Source organism: Aeromonas sp. EERV15 (assembly GCF_900079845.1).
In the GTDB taxonomy this organism is placed as follows: Bacteria; Pseudomonadota; Gammaproteobacteria; order Enterobacterales; family Aeromonadaceae; genus Aeromonas; species Aeromonas sobria.
Genome location: NZ_FKKY02000006.1, coordinates 122,439 through 139,859, shown reverse-complemented (window position 1 = coordinate 139,859; position 17,421 = coordinate 122,439). Strand labels below are relative to the sequence as shown.

The window sequence follows — 17,421 nt, the reverse complement described above, 5'->3', positions numbered from 1 at the left end:
TGTTAGCCACCCGCTTGCCGCCCTGTTTGGGCGGCTTTTTTTGTTTTTGATCTGCATCAAGGGAATCTTAATTGGCAAATTGAATGCCTATTAAGTTTTTCGCGAGAGGAATAGAATCGCCACAAAACAGACAACTGAAATGTCCAATTAGGAGAGACATGATGTTTTGTGTGCAATGTGAACAGACAATTCGTACCCCGGCTGGCAACGGCTGTGCTTACGCACAAGGTATGTGCGGCAAGACGGCGGAAACCTCGGATCTGCAGGATGTGCTGATCTATACCCTGCAAGGGCTCAGCGCCTGGGCGCAGGCCGCCCGCGAGCACAACATCATCGACCGCGAAATCGATGCCTTCGTGCCCAAGGCCTTCTTCGCCACCCTCACCAACGTCAACTTCGACTCCGCCCGCATCGTGGCCTACGTCAATCAGGCCCTTGCTTATCGCCAGCAGCTGGCCGATCGTCTGACCGCCATGGCCGTGCAGGTAAACGACTTGCCGCCATCCGCCAACTTCGAGCCCGGTGCCGAGCTGCTGGAGCAACTTGCCCATGCCGCGCCAGCCGCCCCCAATCGGGGCAAGAGCGAGGTGAACGAAGACATCATGGGGCTTCGCCTGCTCTGCCTCTACGGCCTCAAGGGCGCCGCCGCCTACATGGAGCACGCCCGGGTGCTGGATCAGCAGAGTGACGAGGTGGCCGCCGAATTCCACCGCATCATGAGCTGGCTCAGCACAGACCCGAGCGAAATGGGTCGGCTGTTCAGCTGCGCCATGGAGATCGGTCAGCTTAACTTCAAAATCATGGAGATGCTGGATCTGGGTGAAACCAGCGCCTTCGGCCACCCGGAACCGACCCAGGTCAGGGTCACGCCGATCCCCGGCAAGTGCATTCTGGTCTCCGGCCACGACATGATGGATCTCAAGCTCATTCTGGAGCAGACCAAAGGGACCGGCATCCATGTCTACACCCACGGCGAGATGCTGCCCGCGCTGGCCTACCCCTTCTTCAAGCAGTACCCCCATCTGGTGGGCAACTACGGCTCCGCCTGGCAGAACCAGCAGAAGGAGTTTGCCAACTTCCCGGGCTCGGTGGTGATGACCTCCAACTGCATCATCGACCCGAATGTGGGCAACTACTCAGATCGCATCTTCACCCGCTCCATCGTCGGCTGGCCGGGCGTAACCCATCTGGAGGGGGATGATTTCTCCGCCGTGGTAGCGAAAGCACTGGCACTGGAAGGCTTCAAGCACACCGAGCTGGAGCACTTCATCACCATCGGCTTTGCCCGCAACGCCCTGATGCAGGCAGCGCCCGCAGTGATCGAGAAGGTGAAAGCCGGAGAGATCAGCCACTTCTTCCTGGTGGGGGGCTGTGATGGCGATAAGGCCGAGCGCGCCTACTTCACCGAATTTGCCAAGGCTGCACCAAAAGACAGCCTGCTGCTCACCCTGGGCTGCGGCAAGTACAAGTTCAACAAGCTCGACTTTGGCGACATCGGCGGTATTCCACGCCTGCTGGACGTCGGTCAGTGCAACGATGCCTACTCCGCCATCCAGCTGGCACTGGCGCTCTCCGAAGCGTTCGAGTGCGGCATCAACGATCTGCCGCTGACGCTGGTGCTCTCCTGGTTCGAGCAAAAAGCCATCGTCATTCTGCTCACCCTGCTCTCCCTCGGGGTGAAGGACATCCGTACCGGCCCGACCGCCCCCGCCTTCCTCACCCCGGCCCTGCTCAAGGTGCTGGAGGAGCAGTTTGGCCTGAAAGGGACCACCACAGCCGAAGCGGATCTGGCGGAAATACTGGCGGCCTGATCGGCACCATATCCGCCTTACACGCTCAGCATGTTGTAAGCGTTATGTTGTAAGCGTTTGGCGAGCCGCCCGGCTCGCCTTTTTTCTGAATCCGGCTTTTTCATCAGACGTTTCTCAACCCTTTTCAAATTTGTTCAAACATAAGGAGCCTTGTGATGACCGCTCTCACCCTCACCTGCATTGGCCGCCAACAGAACACCCACGACGTAGTGAGCTGGCAGCTGGCGCCGGTTGCAGGCAGCCTGCCCCCCGTACTGGCTGGCCAGTGCATCACCCTGCACACCGAGATTGACGGCAAGCCCGAGTGCCGCGCCTACACCCTCTCCTCCAGCCCGCAAGACTCGTGCTGGCAGGTGACCATCAAGGAGGTGGGACGGGTCTCCCGCCATCTGCACCAGACCTTGCAGGTGGGTGATCAAATACGGGCCGATGGCCCGTTCGGCGATTTCAACCTGACCGCTCTGCCCTGTGAACGGCCGCTGCTCTTGAGCGCTGGATCCGGCATAACCCCCATGTGGTCCATGGTGCGGGACGAGCTCGCCAAACGGCCGGATGCCGACATCCGCTTTATTCACAGCGCCCGCTCGCCAGAGGATGTGATCTTTGCCGAGGAGCTGACTGCGCTGGCTGCGGCTCATTCCGGCGTGCGCCACGCTTTAGTGTTGGAGAAAGTACTGGAACAAGCCCCTTCAGATCACCCCTGGGTTGGCAGACTCACCCCCGCCATGCTGGCCGAACTGGCCCCAGATCTGCGCGAACGCCATGTCTATCTCTGTGGCCCGGCCCCCTATATGGCTGCGGTCAGGGCCATGCTGACGGAGCTGGGATTGCCGCCGGAGCAGCTGCATCAGGAGTCCTTTGGTCTTCCCTCCGCAGAGCCCGCCACCACCAGCGACCACTTCTGGCTGACCCTGAAAAAGAGCGGCAAAAAGGTGAAGATCCTGCCGGGTCAGACCCTGCTGGCAGCACTGGAAGCGGCGGGCGAAACCATGATGGCGGCTTGTCGTGCCGGGGTATGTGGCAGCTGTCGTTGCACCACCACAGGTGACATCGAGCGCCAGAGCGTGATAACCCTGAGTGCGCAGGATCTGGAGAGCGGCGTGGCACTGGCCTGTTCCTGCACTGCGAAAGGGGATATCAGTCTCGATTATTGAGGCGTGGTGAAGGCTTTTTTACAGCGAGGTGAAGGCGTCATCGGTATCCCAACCTTTTCCCAAGTAGACAGGGGCGCTAGACTCTGCCCCAGTTTCACCAGAACACGGGATAAAAAATGACAATACTGGTCACAGGGGGCGCCGGCTATATCGGCTCCCACACCCTGGTTGAGCTGCTCGGCGCGGGGCAGCAGGTCGTGGTACTCGACAACCTCTCCAACTCCTCACCGGAGTCACTCAAGCGGGTCGAGCAGATCACCGGCAAACCGGTCACCTTCGTCGAAGGGGATGTGCTGGACAGAGCCTGCCTGCAGCAGCTGTTCGCCAACCACCAGATCGAATCGGTCATCCACTTCGCCGGCCTCAAGGCGGTCGGGGAGTCGAGCCAGATCCCGCTCACCTACTACCAGAACAACATCAGCGGCACTCTGGTGCTGTGCGAAGAGATGGCCAGGGCCGGGGTTTTCCGGCTGGTATTCAGCTCCTCGGCCACTGTCTATGGCGATCCCGCCTCGGTACCGCTGCGGGAAGATTTCCCCACCAGCGCCACCAACCCCTATGGTCGCTCCAAGCTGATGGTGGAGGAGATCCTGCGCGATCTCGCCAAATCCGATCCCCGCTGGGCTATCGTACTGCTGCGTTACTTCAACCCGGTCGGCGCCCACGAGAGCGGCCTGATTGGTGAAGATCCCAACGGCATCCCCAACAACCTGTTGCCCTATATCAGCCAGGTGGGTGTCGGCAAGCTCAAGGAGCTGGGGGTATTTGGCAACGACTACCCGACCCCGGATGGCACCGGCGTACGTGACTACATCCATGTGGTGGATCTCGCCATCGGCCACCTGAAAGCACTGGCGCGCATCAAGAGCGACACCGGCGTCTTCACCTACAACCTGGGCACAGGTCAGGGCTACTCGGTACTGGAGATGGTCAAGGCGTTTGAAGCGGCCAGCGGCCGACCCATTCCCTACCAGATCAAACCCCGTCGCCCGGGCGACATCGCCGAGTGCTGGGCAGAGCCGACACTGGCCCGTGCCGAGCTGGGCTGGCAGGCTGAGCGCGGTCTGGAGCAGATGATGGTCGATACCTGGCGCTGGCAAAGCAACAACCCGAACGGCTATCAAGGCTGATATCTCGTGGGTGGATAACAAAACGCCCCGACATTTTCATGTCGGGGCGTTTTGTTTTGCGACATTCAATCAGTGGGCCTGACTGCGCAGCAGCGGCACACGGGACAATCGGGGGGCGATGCGCTCTATCAGCCGATCCGCCAGCGGGGTCAACAGCAGCCAGGGCAGGCAGAGGGTCGCCAGCCCCAACGCGCCGACATAGACATCGGTAAACCAGTGCGCGCCAGCCAGAATGCGCGGCGCGGAAAAGATCGGCACCATCAGCAATGCGGTGACTCCCGCCCAGCGCGGCAGATAGCGCAATGCGTAGCCGGCGAAGATCATCAGGAACAGAGCGTGATCCCCCGGGAAGCTATCACCGGAAGAGTCCTTGGTCGGAATACCGCTGATCTGGGTCACCCGCAGCGCATCGGCCACCATCAGGGTCGGGCTGGGTCGCTCCACCGGCAATCGGTGGCCAAGCTGGTTGATCACCAGTGCGCTCAGCAACATCACTATGCCCATCGCCACCAACTGGCGACGACCCGCCAGATCCCGGGCGAAGAAACAGCGGGCCAGGATCAGCCCCATACAGGCCAGTACCGCCAGATCGAACAGCCGATTATTGGTGATGGCCACCAGATCGCCCCACAGCGCCGACTGCCCGAGCCAGCCGTTGACGGTATGAAAAATCGCGAGATCCCACTGATCCCAGGGACCATGAGCGGGCAACGCAGCCCAACTGATGGCCACCAGACCACCGACCAGATAGCAAAGCAGGAACTTGCCCATGGGGACTCTCCTTTGGAAAAGGGCGATATCGTAAAACTGTAGAGTGCGTCACAAAACCGAAGAATTGTAAGAAAGTGCGACACGAAATAAAGCCTCAAATAAAGCCCACCTTCCCATTCCAGCCTCGCACACCCCAACAGTGACAAGATTTCTGCTTCCGGTGCAGCATCTGTGGGCCTCTCACCATGAGTGCGGCTTGTGCCACCACCGCAACACCCCCTAGAATGCGCACTTCCCTTTACTGCGAAAGGAAGCGGTATGCATATTCACATTCTCGGGATCTGCGGCACCTTTATGGGTGGTCTGGCGGTGTTGGCAAAACAGCTTGGCTATCGGGTCACCGGCTCCGACGCCAACGTCTATCCCCCCATGAGTACCCAGCTCGAGCAACAGGGCATCGAACTGACCGAAGGCTATGACCCCTCCCAACTCGATCCGGCGCCGGATCTGGTGGTGATCGGCAACGCTATGAGCCGTGGCAACCCCTGTGTTGAATATGTGCTGGACCGCAATCTGCCCTATATCTCCGGCCCCCAGTGGCTGCTGGAGCATGTGCTGCAGGATCGCTGGGTGCTGGCCGTTGCAGGCACCCATGGCAAGACCACCACCGCCAGCATGCTGGCCTGGGTGCTGGAGTACGCCAAGCTGGAGCCCGGATTCCTCATTGGCGGCGTGCCGGGCAACTTCCCGGTCTCCGCCCGTCTCGGCTCCGCCCCCTTCTTTGTCATTGAAGCGGACGAGTATGACTGCGCCTTCTTCGACAAGCGTTCCAAGTTCGTTCACTACCACCCGCGCACCCTGGTGATGAACAATCTGGAGTTCGATCACGCGGACATCTTCCCGGATCTCGCCGCCATCCAGCGCCAGTTCCACCACCTGATGCGTACCGTACCGAGCAACGGCCGGGTGCTGTTCCCGCAAGCCGATGACAACCTCACCGCCGTACGCAAGATGGGCTGCTGGAGCGAAGTGGAGCTGGTGGGTCAGAACGACGCCAAGTGGAAGGCGGTCAAGCTGGCCGATGACGGCTCCGCCTTCGAGGTGTGGCTGGGTGGCGAAAAACAAGGCGAGGTGCACTGGGAGTGCATCGGCGAACACAACGTCAACAACGGTCTGATGGCCATCGCGGCCGCCCGCCATGCCGGTGTCATGGTGGAGCACGGTATTGCGGCGCTCTGCCAATTCAAATCCCCCAAACGGCGGATGGAGCTCAAAGGCGAGGTGGCTGGCATCAGTGTCTATGACGACTTTGCCCACCACCCCACCGCCATCGAGACCACTCTCGGCGGCCTGCGCGCCAAGGTGGGAGAAGCCCGTATTCTGGCGGTGCTGGAGCCACGCTCCAACACCATGAAGCTGGGGGTTCACAAGGAGGAGCTGGCTGGCTGCTTCGATGGCGCCGACGAGGTGTTCTTCTTCCAACCCCCCAACATCGGCTGGGATCTCGGCGAGGTGACGGCCCATATGACCCGACCGGCCAAGGTATTCAACGATCTGGAGACCCTGATCAACCGGCTGGTGGCCGAGAGCCGCGATGGCGACCATATTCTGATCATGAGCAACGGCGGCTTCGGTGGCATTCATGACAAGCTGATCGCCCGCCTCAAGGATTACCACGGCGAACTATGAACAAAGCGATCACCCTGGCGCTGACCGGCGCCTCCGGCGCCCCCTACGCCCTGCGCCTGCTCCAGTGTCTGGTGCAGGCAGACTATCGGGTCTACCTGCTCGCCTCCTCGGCGGCTCGTGTGGTACTCAAGACCGAACAGCAGCAGGAGTGGCCCGGCTCGCCGAAAGAGCTCTCTGCCTATCTCTGTCGCCACTATGGCGCCAAAGATGGGCAGATCGTCGCCTGTGGCAAGGAGGAGTGGTTCTCGCCGGTGGCCTCCGGCTCGGCGGCGCCCAAACAGATGGTGGTCTGCCCCTGCTCCATGGGCACCGTCTCGGCCATTGCCAACGGCACCTCCGACAACCTGCTGGAGCGGGCGGCGGATGTGGTGATCAAGGAGCGCGGCCAGCTGATTCTGGTGCCCCGCGAAACCCCCTTCTCGGCGATCCATCTGGAGAACATGCTGAAACTGGCGCGGCTCGGGGTGACCATCATGCCTGCCGCCCCCGGTTTCTATCATGAGCCGAAAAGCATCGAGGATCTGGTGGACTTTATGGTCGCCCGCATCCTCGATCATCTGGGTGTCGAGCATGCGCTGACCAGCCGCTGGGGCTATGGCCACCACTGAGGTGACCCGCTACATCCGGCCATAAAAAAACGGCGCCACTCAATGAGTGGCGCCGTTTTTTCGTTAAGCCGTGTTAGCGAGCCTGAATAGGCGCCGTCACGTACTTGAACAGGAAATCAGTCACCTCTTCGCGCGCTGGGCGCTGGGGTTGATTGATCATCTGCATCATCACATAGCCAAAACCACTCAGGGAGCGGGCCAGATCCTGTGCCGACAGCACGCTGGTGATCTCCCCTGCATCCATGGCGGCTTGCAGCTCGCTGGCGATCAGCTCAAGACACTGATCGAGCAGCCGGGTATAGCGGGGCCATACCTCTTCCCGAACCGATGAACTCCACTCCAGCCAGATACCGGCATAATCCGGTTGATCGTAGGCAGCATCGACAGAGAGGCTGACATGACGTCTGACCTTGTCGAAGATAGAGCCGTTGGCATCGTATGCCTGTGACAGCATATGGTTCACAAAGCGTTCGATCTCGGCCAGCACCTCATCAACCAACTCCTCGCGGGTGTTGAAATAGTTGAATACGGTAGCAACTGAGACCTTGGCCTGTTCGGCTATCTCGGCGTGCCCTGCACGGCCAATGCCGCGACGGGAGAACACCTCGATGGCACATTCCATCAATTGGGAGCGACGAGCTTCCGGCGAGAGCCGGGTACGACGTCTTATTTCTGCGCGTGGTTCCATAGTTTTTATCATCTAATAGTTATTGATTATGGTGTTTATAGTATTTTAACTAATCATGCCTGAGTGCCTGCTAACTCTATCAATTAAAATAAGCCGATAAAAGCACCACGTATCTCTAGCACCCTTCAACATGAGTGGTAGAATCATCGGTTTTGATATTCATGAACGGCCAAATCCCCTTTGGCCTTATGGGAGTAAGTGATGAAACACACTGTCGAGGTGATGATCTCCGAGGCTGAAGTAGCCGCCCGGATCGCCAAATTGGGTGAAGAGATCACCGCTCGCTATCAGGGTTCCGACGAAGTCGTGATGATTGCACTGCTACGCGGATCCTGCGTATTTCTGGCTGATCTCAGCCGTCAGTGCCAACTGCCTATCACCATGGACTTCATGACCGCCTCCAGCTATGGCTCCGGCATGCACAGCACCCGTGACGTCCGTATCCTGAAAGACCTGGACGATGACATCAAGGGCAAGGATGTGGTGATCGTGGAAGACATCATCGACACCGGTTACACCCTCAACAAGGTGCGCGAGATCCTCTCCCTGCGCGAGCCGAAATCTCTGGCTATCTGCACCCTGCTGGACAAACCCTCCCGTCGCGAAGTGCAGGTGCCGGTAGACTGGATTGGCTTCGCCATCCCGGACGAGTTCGTAGTCGGCTGTGGCATCGACTACGCCCAGAAGTACCGCAACCTGCCGTTTATCGGCAAAGTGGTACCCCAGGAGTAAGCCAGGTTCAGGAATATCGCGGGTGACGTGGCCTGGTGCCACACACTCTGTGCGGGCGGCCTTGGCCGCCCTTTCTGTATCGAGCCGGGTTCAACCATCACAGAGGTTGTAATGAACGCACTGGAAATCAGCGGCCTGAAAAAGACCTATCAGGGGGGCGTCGAAGCCCTTAAAGGCATCGATCTTGCCGTCAAGCAAGGGGACTTCTTCGCCCTGCTCGGCCCGAACGGCGCGGGCAAATCCACCACCATCGGCGTCATCAGTTCGCTGGTGAACAAAAGCGCCGGCAAGGTGAAGGTGTTTGGCTACGACATCGACAGCGATCTGGAACAGGCCAAGGCCCAGCTCGGGCTGGTGCCACAAGAGTTCAACTTCAGCCAGTTCGAGAAGGTGATCCAGATTGTCACCCATCAGGCCGGCTTCTACGGCGTGCCCAAGGCGGAAGCGAAAATCCGCGCCGAGAAGTACCTGCGCCAGCTCGATCTGTGGGAGAAGCGCGACATGGCTGCCCGCACTCTCTCAGGCGGCATGAAGCGTCGCCTGATGATCGCCCGCGCCCTGATGCATGAACCCAAACTGCTGATCCTCGACGAACCGACCGCCGGGGTCGATATCGAGATCCGCCGCTCCATGTGGACCTTCCTCAAGGATCTCAACGAGCAGGGTATCACCATCATCCTCACTACCCACTATCTGGAAGAGGCCGAGATGCTCTGCCGCAACATCGGCATCATCGACAAGGGTCGTCTGATCGAGAACACCAGCATGAAAAACCTGCTGGGCAAGTTGGGCCGTGAGACCTTCCTGCTCGACCTTGCGCCAGGTTCTGCCGTACCGGACGTACCAGAGTTCAACGGCCGCATGCCGGATGAGCGCACCCTCGAGGTGGATCTCGACAAGAGTCAGTCACTCAACAGCCTGTTTGAGCAACTGTCGAGCCAGCAGGTGCAGGTCGTGAGTATGCGCAACAAGGCCAACCGGCTGGAAGAGCTGTTCGTCAATCTGGTCGAAGAGGGGAGAAAAGCATGAATCTGGCCATCTATTACATCGCCTTCAAGAGCATTCTAGCCAAGGAGGTGAGCCGCTTTACCCGGATCTGGATCCAGACTCTGGTGCCACCGGCCATCACCATGAGCCTCTACTTCGTCATCTTCGGCAACCTGATCGGTTCGCGTATCGGTGACATGGGCGGCTTCACCTACATGGAGTTCATCGTGCCCGGCCTCATCATGATGTCGGTGATCACCAACTCCTACTCCAACGTCGCCTCCTCCTTCTTCAGCGCCAAGTTCCAGCGCAATATCGAGGAGATGCTGGTGGCGCCGGTGCCCAACTACGTCATCATCGCCGGTTATGTGGGCGGTGGCGTGGCGCGTGGCCTTTGTGTCGGCCTCATCGTCACCCTGGTGTCGCTGTTTTTCGTGCCGCTGCAGATCCACCATCTGTTCAGCGTCTGCTTCACCGTGCTGCTCACCTCGATCCTCTTCTCGCTGGGGGGGCTCATCAACGCGGTGTTTGCCAAGACCTTCGACGACATCAGCATCATCCCCACCTTCGTGCTGACGCCGCTCACCTATCTGGGCGGGGTGTTCTACTCCATCAGCTTGCTGCCCCCCTTCTGGCAGGGTGTCTCCCAGGTGAACCCCATCATCTACATGGTGAACGCGTTCCGCTACGGCTTCCTCGGTATCTCCGACGTGCCGCTCGGTACCGCCTACCTCATCATCATCGGCTTTATCGTGGCGCTCTACGGTATCGCCTGGTGGCTCATCTCCCGGGGCACCGGACTGCGCCACTGATCGGCTCAACGGTTCACTGCAACGGGCACCTTCGGGTGCCCGTTTTCTTTAGCCAGCAGCACACCGGGGAACAAGCCGGACAACCAAAAGCGCTTCCCCCGAGCAATACGGCCATCAGGGTATCAGTAGAAAATGAAGCCCCCCCTCGCACAGCCCCGCAAAATCGAGATTTATCTTGCTCGCAATGGGTTTAGCCATTGCGGCTCAATCGGTAATGGTTAGAATTTACCTCTCTCTATAAAGAGGTAGATGATGCCTGCATTGCTGCGCATGCTGGCCAATCTGGCACTGGGTGGCTTCTTCGTCGCCTCGGCCGGGTTCAAGCTGGTATCCCCCGCCCTGTTTGTCGAACAGATCGCGGCCTTCGGGCTGATCTGGCCGTCGCTGATCCCGCCGGTTAGCTGGGGGCTGATCGCGCTGGAGCTCTGCGCGGGCGTGGCGGTCATCGCCAACCGGCGCTGGGGACTGTGGCTGGTGATCGGGCTGCTCGCCCTGTTTATTCCGGTGTTGGGCTATGGCATTGCCATTGGGCTCGACATCTCTTGCGGCTGTCTTGGCAAGGCTGATCTCAGCTCGCTGCCACAAGCCATTGTGCGGGATCTGCTGCTACTGACGCTTGCGGGCGCCCTGCTGCGACCCTCCCGCCCTGTTTTTCCCGTTCTAAAGGAGTAGTGACATGATGACATTGCGATCCCGCACCCTGCTGGCCTCGCTGATCGCCGCCAGCTTTGCCCTCGCGGGCTGTGGCGATAACCAGTTCGAGCAGGAGGTGAAGCTGGAGCAGTCGGCGGTGCAGCTGGCGCAAGAGACGCAGCAGGGGGGCTATCAGCTGCTGACCGTGGCCGAGCTGAAAACCCGGATGGACAAGGGCGAGGAGCTGGTGATCATCGACACCATGCCCTATGAGGACTCCTACAAGAAAGAGCACATCCCGGGCGCCAAGAACTTCGTCTTCGTGAAGGAGGCCAAGTCCGGCGACAACTGGAGCGAGATCGTCGAGGGGAGCGGCACCCCGGAGCAGTTCCAGGCGCTGTTGGGTGAAGACAAGTCCCGTCCGGTGGTGATCTACTGCGGCTTCGTCAAGTGCGGCCGCAGCCACAATGCCGCCGCCTGGGCGGTGACTCAGGGCTATCAGCAGGTCTATCGGGTACCGGGCGGTATCTTCGCCTGGAAAGGGGCCGGTTACCCCGTCTCTGCCGAGTAACCACGGCCCACAAGGCTACACTGCCGACATAAAGAAGCCCGCAACTGCGGGCTTCTTTCATATTGCGTCGCACTCAGGGTTAGCTGGCGCCCTGTGGCTGCTCCAGTGCCTGCTCCTGACTCTGCACTTGGGCCAGCTGCTGTTTGCCCAGCAACCGCTTGGTGATCATCGCCGCCATGATGGAGCCGTTGACGTTGAGGGCGGTACGGCCCATGTCCACCAGCGGCTCGATGGCGATCATCACCCCCACCAGCGCGATGGGAAAGTTGAGGGTGGAGAGCACGATCAGCGCGGCGAAGGTGCCACCGCCGCCCACCCCGGCCACCCCGATGGAGCCGAGCGCGATGACCGGCAGCAGGGTGAGCAGGAACAGGGGATCAAACGGGTTGATGCCGAGCATGGGGGCGATCATCGCCACCATCATGGCCGGGTAGATACCGGCGCAGCCGTTCTGGCCGAGGTTGGCACCGAACGAGGCGGCAAAGTTGGCGATGCTGGCGGGCACCCCAAGGCGCTGCTGGGTCTCGATGCTGAGAGGGATGGAGGCCGCGCTGCTGCGGGAGACAAAAGCGAAGGTGAGCACGCCCCACACCTCCCGCAAATAGTGCAGCGGGTTCTGGCCGATCAGCAGCAGGATCACCATGTGCACCACAAACATCGCCAGAATGGCGACATAGCAGACCAGAATAAAGCCGAGCAGGCTGAGGATCTCGCTCAGGGGATAGTGAGCCACCACTCGGGCAATCAGCGCCATCACGCCATAGGGGGTGAGGGCAATCACCACCCGCACCATCTTCATCACCCACAGTTGCAGGGTGTCGATGGCCACGGCAGCGCGAGCCCCCGCCTCCGGCTGCTCCGCCTTCAGCTGGAGCAGAGCAACCCCCGCCAGCACGGTGAAGATCACCACCCCGATCACCGAGAGGCCGCGGCTACCCGCCATATCGGCGGCAAAGTTGGTGGGCACCAGCGAGAGCAGCAGGGCAGGCAGAGTCTGGGCACTGTCGATGGTGCTCATGCTCTGTTGCAGGGCGGCGCTGTCGCTGCCGTGGCTCAACAGCCCGGTGGCGGTAAGGCCGCTCAGGTGGGTAATGGTCATCCCCACCACACCGGCGATCATCACCAGGGTCAGCATGGAGCCGATCAGCACGACACTAATCTTGCCGAGGGACTGGGCCTGCTCCAGCTTGTTGATGGCAGAGAGGATGGAGGTGAACACCAGCGGCATCATCACCACCTTGAGCAGGCTGACATAGCCGCCGCCGACGATATTGACCCACTCCAGCGTCTGCTGGACACCGGCATCATCGGCGCCCCACCCCAGTTGCAGACCGAGACCAAACAGCCCCCCCAGCAGCAGACCGGCGAGCACCTTGCGCGACAGCGGCACAGTCGCGGGCAGCCGGGTCAGGGCGAAACAGAGCAGACAGAAGAGCAATGAAGTAAACAAGGTAAACATAAATAAACACCTGTAGCGGCCATCAGGGCCGATTGTGGAGAGAGAAAACAGCGGGTGCGAGCGGGGTCGCGGGGGAGAACGCCGGATTGCAGGCGCGAAAAAACAGCGGACGCCCGAGGGGGCGTCCGCTGGCAATCGGGGGAATTACTTCTTTACGGGGGCGTCGTACTGCTCGGGTTCGTCGCTATAGACGCAGACGTTCCACTTGGCGGCCAAACCATCATCAGCCAGGCAGTAACGCTCGAAGAACGTGGTGATCTCGACGCGCTGGCAGTGGGCTTCGAAAGCCGCCATATCTTGCCAAATTTCGTTGAACACTATAGGGAAGCTCTCCCCCTCGGCAAACGGACTCAGGATGTGGCGGGTCACCCGATATTGCAGGCAACCATCCTCACGCAGGGTATTGGGTTCGAGCGCCTGCAGCACCTGAAACAGGGCTTGCTCCTGACCGGGTTTGGGCAGGAATTGGGCAATGCAGTAAACCTTCTTGGACATGGGGTCCTCCTGGTTGTGGCGGGTTCAGGCTTGTTGCAGCGTGACCACTTGATTGTCGATAAGGCGGGCCTTGCCCAGATAAGCAGCCATCAGGATCACCAGCTGCACGCTCTCGTCAGTGGCGGATTCGAGGGTGGCGGCATCGACGATGTCGATGGCATCGGTACGGAAACCGGCGTTGTCGAGACGCTGACTGGCCTGCGCCACCAGCGACGGCAGGTGGTGGTCACCCGCTTCAATCTGCTCGGCGATCCAGTTCATGGTGCGTGCCAGCTCGGGGGCCAGCGCCCGCTCGGCGGCAGTCAGGTAGCCGTTGCGCGAAGAGAGCGCCAGCCCGTCTTCGGCTCGTACAGTGGGCACGCCGACAATCTCGATGGGCATCGCCATGTCGGCCACCATCTTGCGAATCAGTGCCAGCTGCTGGTAATCCTTCTGACCGAAGCAGGCCACATCCGGCAGCACCAGATTGAACAGCTTGGTAACGACGGTGCTGACACCGCGGAAATGACCCGGACGCAGCGCCCCTTCCAGCAGGCCGGAGAGGCCCGGCACCTCGACGAAGGTCTGACTCGCCAGCCCTTGCGGATACATGATCTCCGGGGTCGGGGTGAACACCATGTCGACACCGGCTGCTTCCAGCGCAGCGCAATCCTGCTCCAGGGTGCGCGGGTAGTTGGCGAGATCCTCGACCTTGTCGAATTGCATCGGGTTGACGAAGATGCTGACCACCACCTTCTCGGCGTGGCTGTGCGCCTCTTTCACCAGAGTCAGGTGACCCTGATGCAGGTTGCCCATGGTGGGCACGAATGCGATGGCGCGCCCTTCACGGCGCCATTGGCTGATCTGCTCACGCAGAACGACGGGATTATTTACGACCAACATCAGCAATTCACCTTCCGATAAATCAAAAAGAGACGGATTACATCACCCAAAGCGGATGGCACTGGATTGTTCACCAGCATCATCTGCAGCTCAACTATCCAATAGTTCAACTATCCAGTAGTTCAACTATCAGCAATTCAACTATGCAGAAGCACAACCTCAGATGAATTAACAAGATCCGGATTAAATATCTCTGGCCAACAAAGGCAAATGGGGGCATATGCCCCCATCAGAATACCGAACCGGATCAGTTAAAACAGTGTTCAGGGCCGGGGAAGCTCCCCTCGCTCACCTGCTGGACATAGAGGCGGATGGCGGCACGCACATCACCGGTCTCGGCCAGGAAGTTCTTGGTGAACTTGGGCACATAACCGGAGGTGACGCCAAAGGCGTCGTGCATCACCAGGATCTGGCCGTCGGTCGCGGGACCCGCACCTATGCCAATCACCGGGATGCGCAGCGCCTTGGTGATGCGCTCGGCCAGCGCCGTGGGCACACACTCGAGCACCAGCAGCTGGATACCGGCCGCTTGCAGTTCGAGGGCCTGACGGTAGATCTCCTGGGCCTGAAACTCGTCACGCCCCTGCACCTTGAAGCCGCCAAAGACATGGACGGATTGCGGGGTGAGGCCGAGGTGACCGCACACCGGCACCCCGTTGCGGGTGAGGTGGCGGATGGAGTCACAGAGCCAGTCGCCCCCTTCCAGCTTCACCATGCGGGCACCGGCAGCCATCAGGCGGGCGGCGTTCTGGTAAGTCTGCTCCGGGGTGGCGTAGCTCATGAACGGCATGTCGGCGATGACCAGCGCCTTGCTGGCACCGCGCGCCACACAGCGGGTGTGATAGACCATCTCATCCATGTTGACCGCCAGGGTATCCTGACCCCCTTGCAGCACCATACCCAGCGAATCGCCGATGAGCAGCACGTGGGCGCCTTCGTCGTCGAACAGCTTGGCAAAAGTGGCATCATAGGCGGTGATGGCGGTGAACTTTTGACCTTCCTGCTTCATCTTCAGCAGGCTGGCGGTGGTGATCTTGCTCATAGAGGCTCCTGTAGATCTGCACTCGGCGCAATGATGGCCAAATCATTATGCGGGCAGCGGGCAACCAGTCGGGCGAGCGGGGTGCCGCAGGGCAGCACCAGAGCAGGCGCAATGTCGGCAAGGGGCAGCAGTACGAACTCCCGCTCCTTCATGCCGTAGTGGGGTACGATCAGACGCTCATGGTTGATCACCTGATCCCCATAGAGCAGCAGATCGAGATCCAGTGTTCTGGGTCCCCACCGCTCATCTTTGCGCACACGTCCCTGTTCCAGCTCGATTTTTTGTAATTGATCCAGCAGCGCAAGGGGCGCGAGCCGGGTGTTGAGCCGGGCCACGGCATTGACGTAGTCCGGTTGGTCAGCAGGGCCCATGGGACGGCTGCTGTAAAACGACGAGGCCTCCACCAGCACAGATTCCGGCAACGTTGCCAGGGCGGCGACGGCGCGACGAGCCTGACCCAGCGGGTCAGACAGGTTGGAACCAATCGCGATGAAGACCTCGGTCATCACGTCTGTTATCACTCGGCCACTTTCGGTTTGCGGCGACGGGGGCGACGACGGTTGCGGCTGTTGCTGCTGCGTTTCTCGCCGTCAGCGCTGCGGGGTTCAGCGGCCGGGGCACGCTCGCCACTCGCAGGGCGGCGGGTCGCCTCCCGCTGCAGTTGCGGCCGCACATCGGAATTGGAGGCGACATAGCGCTCCCACCAGCTGGCCAGCTCGCCAAGACCACGCTCGACCCGGTTGCGCAGCAACAGGAAGTCGAACGCCGCGCGGAACTTGGGATGCTCCATGGCGCGCTCGGGGTGACGGCCCTGACGACGGGTCAGACGCTGTTGCAGTGCCCAGATATCGCGGACATCGGTAGTGAAACGGCGGGGAACGGCGATGATCCGCACCTGATTGTCCAGCACCTCGTTGATCGCCAGCATGAAGGCGTCATACCAGGGCAGACCACTCTCATTCTCCAGTACCCGACCACGGGCTTCGACACAACCCCACAACAGGGTGGCGTACAGGAACGCCGGATTGACCCGCTTATCTTCACGGACCCGTGCATCGGTATCGGCCAGGGCATGTTCGATAAACTGCTCGTAAGGGGAGTTGCCGTGCGGGGTGAACAGCGCAGCCACTTGCGGGAACAATGGCTGGAACAGACCATATTCACGCAACAGCTTGTAGGTCGCCAGACCGTCGCCAGCCAGGAACAGCTTGAGCGTCTCCTCAAACAGGCGGGCCGGAGGAATATCCTGCAGCAGCGAGGCCAATTCGGCGATGGGGGCGGCAGTGCGCGGGCTGATGGTCATATCCAGCTTGGCGGCAAAACGTACCGCACGCAGCATCCGCACCGGATCTTCGCGGTAGCGGGTCTCGGGATCACCGATCAGCTCCAGCTTGCGCTCGGCCAGATCTTCCAGCCCCCCCTCGAAATCGTGCAGGGTGAAATCTTTGGCGCTGTAGTAGAGGGCGTTAACGGTAAAGTCGCGGCGCTCGGCATCCTCTTCGATGGTGCCGTAGACGTTATCGCGCAGCAGCATGCCTTCGTCAGACTGGACCGACATATGTTTGCTGGTATTGACCTGATGGTGGTGACCCCGGAAGGTGGCCACTTCGATCACGTCACGACCAAAGACAATGTGGGCCAGGCGGAAACGGCGGCCAATCAGGCGGCAGTTGCTGAACAGCGCCTTGATCTGCTCCGGCGTCGCATCGGTGGCGATGTCGAAATCCTTGGGCGTCTTCCCGAGCAGAATATCCCGGACTCCGCCGCCGACCAGGTAGGCTTCATAACCCCCTTTGTTCAGGCGATAGAGCACCTTGAGTGCATTCTCGCTGATCTCTTTGCGCGAAACAGGGTGCTGGTCACGGCTTAAGGTACGACGTTGACCGGCGACACGGGCTGGAACAGGAGATTCCGCCGGCTGCTCGCCGTCTTCCTTGCCGAGCACCTTGCGGCAAAAGTTTGCGATCTGGGAAAAAATGGTACACCTCTTAATTACTTCTAAATTGACGGGAGGCCA

At 60.3% G+C, this 17,421-nt stretch carries 18 protein-coding genes; 10 read left to right on the top strand and 8 right to left on the bottom strand.

Going from position 1 to position 17,421, the window contains the following annotated elements:
* The first annotated feature begins 161 nt into the window (after window positions 1-161).
* From hcp to galE, 3 genes are all read left to right on the top strand, one after another.
* The gene (gene hcp, locus BN4575_RS07165; protein ID WP_068977691.1) at window positions 162-1,811 is read left to right on the top strand and encodes a hydroxylamine reductase; all 1,650 of its coding nucleotides are present in this window, start codon (window positions 162-164) and stop codon (window positions 1,809-1,811) included.
* A 155-nt stretch (window positions 1,812-1,966) separates the two neighbouring features.
* Entirely contained in the window at window positions 1,967-2,965 is a 999-nt protein-coding gene (locus tag BN4575_RS07160; RefSeq protein WP_068977690.1) for a hybrid-cluster NAD(P)-dependent oxidoreductase, read from the top strand.
* Between the two features lie 116 nt (window positions 2,966-3,081).
* Window positions 3,082-4,095 carry a UDP-glucose 4-epimerase GalE gene (gene galE / locus BN4575_RS07155; RefSeq protein ID WP_040097369.1) on the top strand — a complete coding sequence of 338 codons (1,014 nt, stop codon included), beginning with the start codon at window positions 3,082-3,084 and terminating at the stop codon, window positions 4,093-4,095.
* 69 nt (window positions 4,096-4,164) lie between these two features.
* On the opposite strand, the gene BN4575_RS07150 is transcribed toward galE, so the two are convergent.
* A complete protein-coding gene (locus BN4575_RS07150; RefSeq protein ID WP_068977689.1) occupies window positions 4,165-4,866 on the bottom strand; it encodes a phosphatase PAP2 family protein in 702 nt (233 codons plus the stop codon).
* A gap of 258 nt (window positions 4,867-5,124) precedes the next feature.
* On the opposite strand from BN4575_RS07150, the gene mpl reads away from it, so the two are divergent.
* Complete coding sequence (mpl, locus tag BN4575_RS07145) at window positions 5,125-6,495, top strand: UDP-N-acetylmuramate:L-alanyl-gamma-D-glutamyl-meso-diaminopimelate ligase (protein ID WP_068977688.1); 1,371 nt, start codon at window positions 5,125-5,127, stop codon at window positions 6,493-6,495.
* Entirely contained in the window at window positions 6,492-7,103 is a 612-nt protein-coding gene (locus BN4575_RS07140) for a flavin prenyltransferase UbiX (protein WP_068977687.1), read from the top strand. The genes mpl and BN4575_RS07140 overlap by 4 nt, the downstream gene beginning before the upstream one ends.
* Before the next feature lie 73 nt (window positions 7,104-7,176).
* Here the strand turns inward: BN4575_RS07140 and BN4575_RS07135 are convergent, their stop codons facing one another.
* The gene (locus tag BN4575_RS07135; protein ID WP_042023607.1) at window positions 7,177-7,791 is read right to left on the bottom strand and encodes a TetR/AcrR family transcriptional regulator; all 615 of its coding nucleotides are present in this window, start codon (window positions 7,789-7,791) and stop codon (window positions 7,177-7,179) included.
* Between the two features lie 201 nt (window positions 7,792-7,992).
* Here BN4575_RS07135 and hpt point away from each other — a divergent pair, with 201 nt between their 5' ends.
* The 5 genes from hpt to BN4575_RS07110 all read left to right on the top strand — a co-directional run bounded on the left by hpt (window position 7,993) and on the right by BN4575_RS07110 (window position 11,526).
* On the top strand, window positions 7,993-8,523 hold the full coding sequence (gene hpt / locus BN4575_RS07130; RefSeq protein WP_042023605.1) for a hypoxanthine phosphoribosyltransferase: 531 nt from the start codon (window positions 7,993-7,995) through the stop codon (window positions 8,521-8,523).
* 111 nt (window positions 8,524-8,634) lie between these two features.
* Window positions 8,635-9,552 (top strand): ABC transporter ATP-binding protein, encoded by a 918-nt coding sequence (locus tag BN4575_RS07125; RefSeq protein WP_068977686.1) that lies wholly within the window; start codon window positions 8,635-8,637, stop codon window positions 9,550-9,552.
* Window positions 9,549-10,322, top strand: coding sequence for an ABC transporter permease (locus BN4575_RS07120; RefSeq protein ID WP_068977685.1), 774 nt, complete (start codon window positions 9,549-9,551; stop codon window positions 10,320-10,322). The genes BN4575_RS07125 and BN4575_RS07120 overlap by 4 nt, the downstream gene beginning before the upstream one ends.
* 252 nt (window positions 10,323-10,574) lie before the next feature.
* The gene (locus BN4575_RS07115) at window positions 10,575-10,994 is read left to right on the top strand and encodes a MauE/DoxX family redox-associated membrane protein (RefSeq protein WP_068977684.1); all 420 of its coding nucleotides are present in this window, start codon (window positions 10,575-10,577) and stop codon (window positions 10,992-10,994) included.
* Window positions 10,995-10,998: 4 nt separating this feature from the next.
* Entirely contained in the window at window positions 10,999-11,526 is a 528-nt protein-coding gene (locus BN4575_RS07110) for a rhodanese-like domain-containing protein (RefSeq protein ID WP_068977683.1), read from the top strand.
* Between the two features lie 79 nt (window positions 11,527-11,605).
* Here BN4575_RS07110 and BN4575_RS07105 read toward each other — a convergent pair whose 3' ends face one another.
* The 6 genes from BN4575_RS07105 to pcnB form a co-directional block, all read right to left on the bottom strand.
* Window positions 11,606-12,985 (bottom strand): cation:dicarboxylate symporter family transporter, encoded by a 1,380-nt coding sequence (locus tag BN4575_RS07105; protein WP_068977682.1) that lies wholly within the window; start codon window positions 12,983-12,985, stop codon window positions 11,606-11,608.
* Between the two features lie 144 nt (window positions 12,986-13,129).
* Complete coding sequence (locus BN4575_RS07100) at window positions 13,130-13,480, bottom strand: putative quinol monooxygenase (RefSeq protein ID WP_068977681.1); 351 nt, start codon at window positions 13,478-13,480, stop codon at window positions 13,130-13,132.
* A 24-nt stretch (window positions 13,481-13,504) separates the two neighbouring features.
* On the bottom strand, window positions 13,505-14,362 hold the full coding sequence (gene panC / locus BN4575_RS07095; RefSeq protein WP_068977680.1) for a pantoate--beta-alanine ligase: 858 nt from the start codon (window positions 14,360-14,362) through the stop codon (window positions 13,505-13,507).
* Window positions 14,363-14,609: 247 nt separating this feature from the next.
* Window positions 14,610-15,404 carry a 3-methyl-2-oxobutanoate hydroxymethyltransferase gene (gene panB, locus BN4575_RS07090; protein ID WP_068977679.1) on the bottom strand — a complete coding sequence of 265 codons (795 nt, stop codon included), beginning with the start codon at window positions 15,402-15,404 and terminating at the stop codon, window positions 14,610-14,612.
* The gene (gene folK, locus BN4575_RS07085) at window positions 15,401-15,910 is read right to left on the bottom strand and encodes a 2-amino-4-hydroxy-6-hydroxymethyldihydropteridine diphosphokinase (protein ID WP_068977678.1); all 510 of its coding nucleotides are present in this window, start codon (window positions 15,908-15,910) and stop codon (window positions 15,401-15,403) included. Before folK ends, panB begins: the two co-directional genes overlap by 4 nt.
* 11 nt (window positions 15,911-15,921) lie before the next feature.
* On the bottom strand, window positions 15,922-17,397 hold the full coding sequence (gene pcnB / locus BN4575_RS07080; protein WP_042023560.1) for a polynucleotide adenylyltransferase PcnB: 1,476 nt from the start codon (window positions 17,395-17,397) through the stop codon (window positions 15,922-15,924).
* Window positions 17,398-17,421 lie beyond the last annotated feature (24 nt).

Excerpts from the sequence above, each read along its gene's own strand:
- BN4575_RS07135 (WP_042023607.1), bottom strand. The coding sequence starts at position 7,791 with ATGGAACCACGCGCAGAAATAAGACGTCGTACCCGGCTCTCGCCGGAA.
- BN4575_RS07140 (WP_068977687.1), top strand. The coding sequence starts at position 6,492 with ATGAACAAAGCGATCACCCTGGCGCTGACCGGCGCCTCCGGCGCCCCC.
- mpl (WP_068977688.1), top strand. The coding sequence starts at position 5,125 with ATGCATATTCACATTCTCGGGATCTGCGGCACCTTTATGGGTGGTCTG.
- BN4575_RS07120 (WP_068977685.1), top strand. The coding sequence starts at position 9,549 with ATGAATCTGGCCATCTATTACATCGCCTTCAAGAGCATTCTAGCCAAG.
- panC (WP_068977680.1), bottom strand. The coding sequence starts at position 14,362 with ATGTTGGTCGTAAATAATCCCGTCGTTCTGCGTGAGCAGATCAGCCAA.
- hcp (WP_068977691.1), top strand. The coding sequence starts at position 162 with ATGTTTTGTGTGCAATGTGAACAGACAATTCGTACCCCGGCTGGCAAC.
- panB (WP_068977679.1), bottom strand. The coding sequence starts at position 15,404 with ATGAGCAAGATCACCACCGCCAGCCTGCTGAAGATGAAGCAGGAAGGT.
- BN4575_RS07110 (WP_068977683.1), top strand. The coding sequence starts at position 10,999 with ATGATGACATTGCGATCCCGCACCCTGCTGGCCTCGCTGATCGCCGCC.
- galE (WP_040097369.1), top strand. The coding sequence starts at position 3,082 with ATGACAATACTGGTCACAGGGGGCGCCGGCTATATCGGCTCCCACACC.
- BN4575_RS07160 (WP_068977690.1), top strand. The coding sequence starts at position 1,967 with ATGACCGCTCTCACCCTCACCTGCATTGGCCGCCAACAGAACACCCAC.
- hpt (WP_042023605.1), top strand. The coding sequence starts at position 7,993 with ATGAAACACACTGTCGAGGTGATGATCTCCGAGGCTGAAGTAGCCGCC.
- BN4575_RS07150 (WP_068977689.1), bottom strand. The coding sequence starts at position 4,866 with ATGGGCAAGTTCCTGCTTTGCTATCTGGTCGGTGGTCTGGTGGCCATC.
- BN4575_RS07100 (WP_068977681.1), bottom strand. The coding sequence starts at position 13,480 with ATGTCCAAGAAGGTTTACTGCATTGCCCAATTCCTGCCCAAACCCGGT.
- folK (WP_068977678.1), bottom strand. The coding sequence starts at position 15,910 with ATGACCGAGGTCTTCATCGCGATTGGTTCCAACCTGTCTGACCCGCTG.
- BN4575_RS07115 (WP_068977684.1), top strand. The coding sequence starts at position 10,575 with ATGCCTGCATTGCTGCGCATGCTGGCCAATCTGGCACTGGGTGGCTTC.
- BN4575_RS07125 (WP_068977686.1), top strand. The coding sequence starts at position 8,635 with ATGAACGCACTGGAAATCAGCGGCCTGAAAAAGACCTATCAGGGGGGC.
- BN4575_RS07105 (WP_068977682.1), bottom strand. The coding sequence starts at position 12,985 with ATGTTTACCTTGTTTACTTCATTGCTCTTCTGTCTGCTCTGTTTCGCC.